The 343-nt window shown below is 70.6% G+C and carries 1 pseudogene; it reads left to right on the top strand.

Going from position 1 to position 343, the window contains the following annotated elements:
• Window positions 1-343: pseudogene (locus KVT44_RS55810) on the top strand (acetyl-/propionyl-CoA carboxylase subunit alpha); the annotation flags it as partial.

The following is a 343-nucleotide window of genomic DNA, read 5'->3' on the forward strand; positions in this document are numbered from 1 at the left end:
ATCGCGATCAAGGCCGCCTTCGGCGGCGGCGGACGCGGCCTGAAGGTCGCCCGCACCCTCGAAGAGGTCCCCGAGCTGTACGACTCCGCCGTGCGTGAGGCGGTGGCCGCGTTCGGCCGCGGCGAGTGCTTCGTCGAGCGCTACCTCGACAAGCCCCGCCACGTCGAGACCCAGTGCCTGGCCGACACCCACGGCAACGTCGTCGTCGTCTCCACCCGCGACTGCTCCCTCCAGCGCCGCCACCAGAAACTGGTGGAGGAGGCCCCCGCGCCGTTCCTGTCGGACGACCAGGTGGCGGAGCTGTACTCCTCCTCCAAGGCGATCCTCAAGGAAGCCGGCTACG

This window comes from Streptomyces sp. GbtcB7 (assembly GCF_019091445.1).
Classification (GTDB): domain Bacteria; phylum Actinomycetota; class Actinomycetes; order Streptomycetales; family Streptomycetaceae; genus Streptomyces; species Streptomyces mirabilis.